Genomic DNA, 983 nt, shown 5'->3' on the forward strand with positions numbered 1-983 from the left:
AAGCTCCTTCACGAGAAATCGTGGGGGAGCTTGTTTTATACATAGATGGATCAATTCCTCTGCGTAACATTCTGTACGATAGTCGTTAGTTGCTTTATCCTTCTCTGCCTGTAACTTTTTTTGAGAAAAAAATTACAATGGGGTGAGGGATTTTAATCATTCTGCATCTAATAATCGGAAGCGAATAAAAAGAAGAATCGTTTCAAGAAAATTTTACAGATTGTCTATCTAATTACAGAAATTATGAAAAAAATCGTACTGCTACTCGTGATGGTAGCGATGTTTGGTGCCGTAGACGCACAGGAACTTTCCCTTGGATTGAAAGGTGGAGTAAACATGTCTAATCTTTACGGAAAAGAGGTGAAGGATGCCAAGATGAAACTGGGTTATCATGTAGGTATAGCTGCAGATTATGAATTTGCGCCCAATGTGGCTCTCCAGTCAGGGCTTTATTTTATGACGAAGGGTGCAAAGCTGTCCTCAGCAAAAATAGACCAGAGCGTAGGGGATATTAAGATTTCCGGCTCTTTGGATAACAGGGTTAACACTATGTATCTGCAAGTTCCCCTGCACTTTGCTTATAAGGTGGATGTGGCCTCCGGAACACGCCTTGTGCTACACGCAGGTCCTTATGCGGCTTACGGAATCGGAGGCAAGATCACCGGCAAGCCTGATGTGAAAGTCTTGGGTTATGTGCCGGCAGAAACCAAACCGGCGGTGGATGCCGTTCTCAAACAGATAAACAGCAGCGCTGTCAACGTGAAGGCTTTCGATGAAAAGCTTGGTTACAAGCCATTTGACGCCGGTGTGGGTGTGGGTGTCGGTATTGAGCTTGAATCATTCCTTGTGGATTTTGGATGGGACATGGGCTTACTGAACATCTCCAGAAACAAAGATGCCAACGTGAAAAATCAAACAGCATACCTCTCTGTAGGATATAAATTCTAGACATAAGATCATTCATCGAAAAAGAAAAGAGGGTG

1 protein-coding gene is annotated in these 983 nt (G+C 43.2%); it reads left to right on the forward strand.

Features of this window, described 5'->3' with window-relative positions:
• Nucleotides 1-243 precede the first annotated feature (243 nt).
• Complete coding sequence (locus tag B3Z75_RS01110) at nucleotides 244-948, forward strand: porin family protein (protein ID WP_294066854.1); 705 nt, start codon at nucleotides 244-246, stop codon at nucleotides 946-948.
• Nucleotides 949-983: the final 35 nt, after the last annotated feature.

Origin of the sequence: Proteiniphilum sp. UBA1028 (assembly GCF_002316955.1) — a bacterium.
GTDB lineage: Bacteria > Bacteroidota > Bacteroidia > Bacteroidales > Dysgonomonadaceae > Proteiniphilum.